This is a genomic window from Rothia mucilaginosa, assembly GCF_964211445.1.
Lineage (GTDB): Bacteria > Actinomycetota > Actinomycetes > Actinomycetales > Micrococcaceae > Rothia > Rothia mucilaginosa_E.
The window spans coordinates 1-448 of the sequence record NZ_CAXOQT010000073.1 but is presented as its reverse complement, the minus strand read 5'-3'; the positions used below and the strand labels follow the sequence as shown (position 1 = coordinate 448).

Below are 448 nucleotides of genomic sequence, written 5' to 3'. Positions count from 1 at the left end.
TTCGATGCCTAAGATTCAGAACATGGGCGCATCCACCCCCACCCTGGTGGCGCACCCGACCCGCGAAGCTCTCGCAGCGGACGCGGTGACCCGCATCCTCGACATCATTGAGCACGTGCTCTCTGAGCGCACGATTGCCCACATTTCGCTGACCGGCGGCACCATGGGTATCGCCACCCTGAAGGCGTGGGCTGAGAACGAGCGCGTAAAGGATATTGACTGGTCGCGCGTGCACTTCTGGTTCTCCGATGAGCGTTACGTGCCCGAGCGTAGCCCCGAACGTAACGACGGTCAGGCTATTGAGGTGCTGCTCGCTCCCCTGCTGTCGCACGGCCTGGTCGTGGGCAATGTGCACCGCATGGGTCCGTCCGATATTTTCACCGGTCTTGAGGCTGCCGCCGAGCACTACGCTTTTGAGATGCGTGACTACGCCGGTTCCGCACCGGCT

The 448-nt window shown here is 62.3% G+C and carries 1 protein-coding gene; it reads left to right on the top strand.

Annotated features, from left to right (window positions below):
- Nucleotides 1-4 precede the first annotated feature (4 nt).
- Nucleotides 5-448 (top strand): 6-phosphogluconolactonase (locus AB8E48_RS08990; protein WP_368886486.1); only part of this gene is annotated, 444 nt, incomplete at its 3' end.